This is a genomic window from Halomonas sp. ND22Bw (assembly GCF_003011945.1).
Taxonomy (GTDB): domain Bacteria; phylum Pseudomonadota; class Gammaproteobacteria; order Pseudomonadales; family Halomonadaceae; genus Halomonas; species Halomonas halophila.
In genome coordinates, this window is sequence record NZ_PXWD01000002.1 from 475,658 (window position 1) to 482,418 (window position 6,761).

Genomic DNA, 6,761 nt, shown 5'->3' on the forward strand with positions numbered 1-6,761 from the left:
GGCCGTCTGCTTCGGTCGTCTTGAACCAGAGACAAGGATGTATCGGTGACCTTTACCCGTGAAGATGTCAAACAAGCGATCAGCGATGGACTGCTGTCCTTCCCGATCACCGATTTCGACGCCGAAGGGCGTTTCGATGCCGAGAGCTATCGGCAGCGTCTGGAGTGGTTCATCAGCCACGAGATCTCGGCGGTGTTCGTCGCCGGCGGCACCGGGGAGTTCTTCAACCTGTCCCAGGACGAGTTCCGCGAGATCGTGCGTCTGGCGGTGAAGGTCGTCGACGGCAAGCTCCCGGTCATCGCCAGCGCCGGCCTGAGCGTGGCCACCGGCAGCGCCTTCGCGAAGATCGCCGAGGAAGAGGGCGCCGACGGCATCCTGCTGATGCCGCCGTACCTGACCGAGTGCCCCCAGGACGGTCTGGTGGAGTACGCTCGCCAGATCTGTGACTCGACCTCCATCAGCGTCATCTACTACAACCGCGCCAACGGCATCATGAAGCCGGACGCGGTGAAGCGCCTGGCCGATGCCTGCCCCAACCTGATCGGCCTGAAGGACGGCAAGGGCGACATGCAGGCCCTCAACCGGATCATCCGCACCGTGGGCGACCGGCTGGCCTACGTGGGTGGCGTGCCCACCGCCGAGATCATGGCCGAGGCCTACCTGGCCGTGGGCGTGAACACTTACTCCAGCGCGGTTTTCAACTTCGTGCCCGACATGGCGGTGACCTTCTACAAGGCGCTGCGGGCCGGCGACAGCGACACCGTGCGGCGCATTTCCCGCGACTTCTTCCTGCCCTTCGTCGATCTGCGCGACCAGAAGTCCGGCTATGCGGTCAGCCTGATCAAGGCCGGTGCCGAGATCATTGGGCGTCCCGCCGGCAGCGTTCGCGCGCCGCTCGAGATGCCCAGTGTCGAAGAGCACAACAGGCTCGCGGCGCTCATCGAGAAAGCCAAGGCGTACTGATTCCTTCCATCGCTGCACGTGAGTGCCACGGGTCGCCCTTGATCGTTTACTGACGGGGAGGGCACCTCGCGAATCCTGCTGGAGAACCTCAATGCTGAGCCATAGCACGCCCACGATCACCGACATGCGTGTCATCCCGGTCGCCGGCCGCGATAGCATGCTGCTGAACATCGGCGGGGCGCACTCGCCTTACTTCACTCGCAACCTGATCATCCTCGAGGACAGTGCCGGCAATGTCGGCGTGGGCGAGTCGCCCGGGGGCGAAACGATCCAGCGTTCGCTGGAGCAGGCCCGCCCTCTGGTCGTCGGCCAGTCCATCGGCAAGCTGCGCTCCATGGTGTCGTCTCTTCAGGGGGCCGGGCAGCGTGCCGACTTCGAGGATTTCGGCAAGGGATCTTGGACCTTCGAGCTGCGCATCAATGCCGTGGCCGCGCTGGAAGCGGCGCTGCTGGATCTGATGGGCAAGTTCCTGGGCGTGCCGGTGGCGGAGTTGCTGGGCAACGGAAAGCAGCGCGACAGCGTCGAGGTGCTGGGCTATCTGTTCTTCATCGGCGACGGCCACGCTACGCCGTTGGACTATCGGCGCGGCACCAAAGGCATGACGCACGACTGGTATCGGCTGCGCGATGAAGCGGCGATGAACCCGCAGCGTGTCGTCGAGCTCGCCCGCGCCGCCCACGACCGCTATGGCTTCAAGGATTTCAAGCTCAAGGGGGGCGCCCTGCCCGGCGAGCAGGAAGTCGAGGCGGTCACTGCGCTGCACGATGCCTTTCCCGAGGCCCGTACGACCATCGATCCCAACGGAGCCTGGTCACTCGATGAAGCGATCCGTTTGTGCAAGGACCTTCATGGCGTGATCGCGTATGCCGAGGACCCTTGCGGCGCCGAGCAGGGGTTCTCGGGGCGCGAGATCCTGGCTGAGTTCCGCCACGCCACCGGGCTGCCGGTCGCCACCAACATGGTCGCGACCAACTGGCGCGAGATGGCTCATGCGCTGATGCTGCGCTCGGTCGACATTCCGCTGGCCGATCCGCACTTCTGGACGCTCTCCGGAGCGGTACGGGTTTCTCAGCTTTGCCAGGACCACGGCATGACCTGGGGCTCGCACTCCAACAATCACTTCGATGTGTCGCTCGCCATGTTCGCTCAGGTCGGTGCCGCCGCCGTGGGGCGCACCACCGCGCTCGATACCCACTGGATCTGGCAGGAAGGCGATGCCCGGTTGACCCGCAACCCGCCGCAAATCGAGGCGGGCCGCGTGGCGGTCACCGATGCCCCCGGGCTGGGCGTCGAGCTGGACATGGCGCAGGTAGAGCAGGCTAACGCCCTCTACCGCAGCCTGCCGGCCGGGGGACGCAACGATGCGATGGCGATGCGGTACCTGATCGATGGCTGGACCTTCGATCCCAAACGTCCGGCCCTGGTGCGCTAGGCGCGCCTTTCGGTCGTGGCTCCGGCAGGTGTCCGCCGGGGTGCAATCTTGATCTCCACTCAGGCAAGCCAAGAGGTGAATACAATGAAAAAACTGCTGAGCACGCTGGCGGTGACCGCCACCTTCGCTATCGGCGGTCATGCCATGGCGGATGACTATCCCACCAAGAGCGTCAACATGATCGTGCCGTTTTCCGCCGGCGGCGGAAACGACACCTTCGTGCGGGCCTTGCAGCCACTGCTTGAGGAGCAGCTGGGCGAGAGCCTGGTGATCCGCAACATTGCCGGCGGTGGCGGTGCCGTGGGCATGTCCCGTGCCGTCGCCTCCGAGCCGGATGGTTACACCCTGCTGGCGGCGAGCAATGCGATGCTGACGCTCGAGGCGATGGGTAACGTGCCGTTCACCCATGATGACTTCGACTTCATTGCCAAGGTCGTCGATGAGCCCTACCTCCTGGCGGTGGGAGAAGACAGCCCCTACCAGGATCTCGAGGCTCTGGTCGAGGCCTCCGCCGAAGGGCCGATCAAGGTGGGGACCTCCGGGGTGGGCTCCTCGGCCTACATCACCACCAGCGCCATCGCCAACCGGACCGGTGCGAATCTGAACCCGATTCCCTATCCCGGCGGCTCCGAGGCGATCTCCGCGGCGATGGGCGGGCACGTCGACGCCGTCGTGCTGGGCGGCGCCGAGCTGCGTTCGGCGTTGCAATCCGACCGCCTCGAAGCGCTGGCGACGACCTACGGAGAGCGCGGCGAGAGTCTGCCGGAGGTGCCGACCTTCAAGGAGTCCGGCTATGACCTCGTGCTGTCGGTCTGGCGCGGCATTGCAGCGCCGAAGGGACTGCCGCAGGAAGTGAAGGAAGAGTGGGTCATGGCGGTTCAGCAGATCGTCGACGACGGCTCTTACGAGGAGACCGCCAGCAACCTGGGCACCAAGCTGTCACCGCTGTTCGGCGACGACCTCGATGCGTTCATCGACGAGTCCTCCGTCATCATGCGCGAAGCCGCCGGCGACCTGGCGAAGTAACGCGACGCTCGTCGCGTCGCCGTCCGGCGGCGCGACGACGATTCGCAAGGGTGGTTTGCACGGCCACCACACAGTGGCAAGTGGCTGGAGACTGGACCTATGCAACGTGATATCGGAAAGCCGCTTTTCGATCTGTTCCTGCTGATCACCTCGGCGGCCGCTTTCGTTGCCGCGACCGCGCTGCCGAGTATCGAGATCGTTGGCGACCTTTCGCCCGGATTCTTCCCCAAGCTTCTGTCGGGATTGATATTCCTGTTCGCGATTCCCTGTCTTATCAAGGACTTTCGTGAATGGTGGAGCGTCCGCAGCGCCGTCCCCACGACGCCGAGGTCGGTCAAGGTGCGTAGCGTCGCCCAGTGGTTGTTCATCGTGGCGCTGCTGATCGGCTACATGCTGGCGTTCGAGCGCCTCGGCTACGTCGTCAGCACGGCGTCATTCACGTTCTGCTGTGTGCTGGGGCTGGTTGTCCTGAGCGGAGTTTGGGGGGAGCAGTCGATGGCACAGCGCGGCAAGTCCGTGCTCGGCGCGCTCGTGTTTGCGGTCGTGCTGGCGGTAGCGGTGTTTTATGTCTTCAACGATCTATTCGAAATTCCGCTGCCGGCTTGAGAGGGCGGTGTAACCTGCGGTTGAGGAGATGCACATGATTTCCGGTTATCTCGATGGCCTTGGCATGGTGCTGCAGTTCGGCACCTTGCTGGCCATTGCCGGCGGTACCCTGCTGGGCATCATCATGGGGTCGTTGCCGGGGCTGACCTCGGCCATGGCGATTGCCCTGCTGCTTCCTGTCACGTTCGGCATGCCGCCGGTGGCCGGCATGGGCATGCTGTTGGGGGCGCTGTGCGGTGCCGGTGCCAGTGGTTCCATACCGGCCATCCTGCTGAATATCCCGGGCACGCCTTCATCGGTGGCGACCACCTTCGACGGCTATCCCATGGCCAAGAAGGGAGAGGCCGGCCGCGCGCTGGGGCTGGCGATCGTGGCCTCATTCTTCGGTGGCGTGGCCAGCATGGTCATCCTGAGTCTGCTGGCACCGCCCATTGCCGAATTCGCGCTGCGCTTCGGCCCCGCCGAATACTTCTCCCTGAGCATCTTCGGCCTGGTGATCATCGCTTCCGTGGCGGGGAAATCATTGCTCAAGGGGCTGATAGCCGGCCTGATCGGTTTCTTCATCTCGACCATCGGTACCGACCCGATCACCGGGGTGGGGCGTTTCACCTTCGACGAGCTGTCGCTGTTGACCGGTGTCAATCTGCTGCCGGCGTTGATCGGGCTGTTTGCGGTGTCTCAGGTCCTCAAGGATACGCTGGAGTACGACCCCTATGAGCGACTGCAGGGGAGTGCTCACCGCATCGATATTGCTCGACCGCGTTTCGTCGAGACGCTTCGGCACTGGAAGGCGATCGTGACCGGTGTGCTGTCAGGCTCGGTCGTCGGCCCCGTCCCCGGAGCGGGAGGGAGCATCGCCTCGCTGGTGGCCTACGATCAAACGCGGCGTTTTTCCCGGTCGCCGGAGAAGTTCGGTACGGGGCATGCGCCGGGCATCATTTCGGTGGAGAGTGCCAACAATGCGTTGCTGGGTGGCGCGCTGATTCCCACCCTGGCGCTGGGCATTCCCGGGGAAGCCGCCACCGCGGTATTGCTCGGTGGCCTGATGATCCAGGGCATCACGCCTGGGCCGCTGCTGTTCGACGACCAGAGCGGAACGGTCTATGGCATCTTCCTGGCCTATCTCGTCGCCAATGTCTTCATGCTGTTGATCATGTGCCTGGGCATCAAGCTGTTCATTCGCGTGCTCACCGTCCCGCGCAAGCAGCTTCTCGCCACGATCCTGGTGTTCTGTTTCATCGGCGTGTACGGCGTCGATGGCGATGTCTTCAATCTCTATCTGATGCTCGGGTTCGGGGTGTTGGGATATTTCCTCAATCGCTACGATTTCGGGACGGCCCCGGTCATCCTCGGGTTGATCCTGGGGCCGATCGCCGAGTCGAACCTGAGACGTGGCCTGCAATCCTTCCAGGGAGATTGGACGCCGTTCTTTACGCGTCCGATCAGTGTGACCTTTCTGGTCATCGCCCTGGGACTGCTGGCGCTGACGCTATGGCAGAACTACCGTGCCGGCCGACAAGCGTCGGTCTCGCGGGATGCCAGCGTGTGACGCGGCGAACCGGGTAGCCAGAACCTCGATTCGGTACGTATGAGTTCCAGGGGGACGTCGCCCTGGCAAGAACGGGCAGGCCGATCTTCGGTCTGCCCGGTTTTCTTGGGGGAGCGTTTCCCGGCGTGAGGGCCGGCACCAGGCGGCTCGAGGGGCGGGCGAGGTGCGCTGGTGCGATGCCGCATGTGATGCGACTTTAGTCGATACACGACTTTGGGCTTATTGCCAGGCCGGCGCAGGGTGACTAGTTTCTCACTTTGTATGATGTATGACATGAGGATCCCGTCTCCTCGTGTTATCCCGAGGCTGACAAGAGGACGATCTGGTGACCTTTACCCGCGAAGATGTCAAACAAGCGATCAGCGATGGACTGCTGTCCTTCCCGATCACCGATTTCGACGCCGAAGGGCGTTTCGATGCCGAGAGCTATCGGCAGCGTCTGGAGTGGTTCATCAGCCACGAGATCTCGGCGGTGTTCGTCGCCGGCGGCACCGGGGAGTTCTTCAACCTGTCCCAGGACGAGTTCCGCGAGATCGTGCGTCTGGCGGTGAAGGTCGTCGACGGCAAGCTCCCGGTCATCGCCAGCGCCGGCCTGAGCGTGGCCACCGGCAGCGCCTTCGCGAAGATCGCCGAGGAAGAGGGCGCCGACGGCATCCTGCTGATGCCGCCGTACCTGACCGAGTGCCCCCAGGACGGTCTGGTGGAGTACGCGCGCCAGATCTGTGACTCGACTTCCATCAGCGTCATCTACTACAACCGCGCCAACGGCATCATGAAGCCGGACGCGGTGAAGCGCCTGGCCGATGCCTGCCCCAACCTGATCGGCCTGAAGGACGGCAAGGGCGACATGCAGGCCCTCAACCGGATCATCCGCACCGTGGGCGACCGGCTGGCCTACGTGGGTGGCGTGCCCACCGCCGAGATCATGGCCGAGGCCTACCTGGCCGTGGGCGTGAACACTTACTCCAGCGCGGTGTTCAACTTCGTGCCCGACATGGCGGTGACCTTCTACAAGGCGCTGCGGGCCGGCGACAGCGACACCGTGCGGCGCATTTCCCGCGACTTCTTCCTGCCCTTCGTCGATCTGCGCGACCAGAAGTCCGGCTATGCGGTCAGCCTGATCAAGGCCGGTGCCGAGATCATTGGGCGTCCCGCCGGCAGCGTTCGCGCGCCGCTCGAGATGCC

6 protein-coding genes are annotated in these 6,761 nt (G+C 64.1%); all 6 read left to right on the forward strand.

Annotation, left to right across the window (positions count from 1 at the left end):
• Positions 1-45: 45 nt before the first annotated feature.
• Positions 46-963, forward strand: coding sequence for a 5-dehydro-4-deoxyglucarate dehydratase (gene kdgD, locus CVH10_RS05080; protein WP_106487978.1), 918 nt, complete (start codon positions 46-48; stop codon positions 961-963).
• 157 nt (positions 964-1,120) lie between these two features.
• Positions 1,121-2,395, forward strand: a complete 1,275-nt coding sequence (locus CVH10_RS05085; protein WP_369335728.1) for an enolase C-terminal domain-like protein — start codon at positions 1,121-1,123, stop codon at positions 2,393-2,395.
• Positions 2,396-2,479: 84 nt separating this feature from the next.
• Positions 2,480-3,421 carry a tripartite tricarboxylate transporter substrate binding protein gene (locus CVH10_RS05090; RefSeq protein WP_106487980.1) on the forward strand — a complete coding sequence of 314 codons (942 nt, stop codon included), beginning with the start codon at positions 2,480-2,482 and terminating at the stop codon, positions 3,419-3,421.
• Between the two features lie 99 nt (positions 3,422-3,520).
• Positions 3,521-4,027 (forward strand): tripartite tricarboxylate transporter TctB family protein, encoded by a 507-nt coding sequence (locus tag CVH10_RS05095; protein ID WP_106487981.1) that lies wholly within the window; start codon positions 3,521-3,523, stop codon positions 4,025-4,027.
• Between the two features lie 28 nt (positions 4,028-4,055).
• Positions 4,056-5,576 (forward strand): tripartite tricarboxylate transporter permease, encoded by a 1,521-nt coding sequence (locus CVH10_RS05100; protein ID WP_369335729.1) that lies wholly within the window; start codon positions 4,056-4,058, stop codon positions 5,574-5,576.
• A 325-nt stretch (positions 5,577-5,901) separates the two neighbouring features.
• Positions 5,902-6,761, forward strand: an 860-nt coding sequence (kdgD, locus tag CVH10_RS05105) for a 5-dehydro-4-deoxyglucarate dehydratase (RefSeq protein WP_106487982.1), incomplete at its 3' end; no start/stop codon positions are given.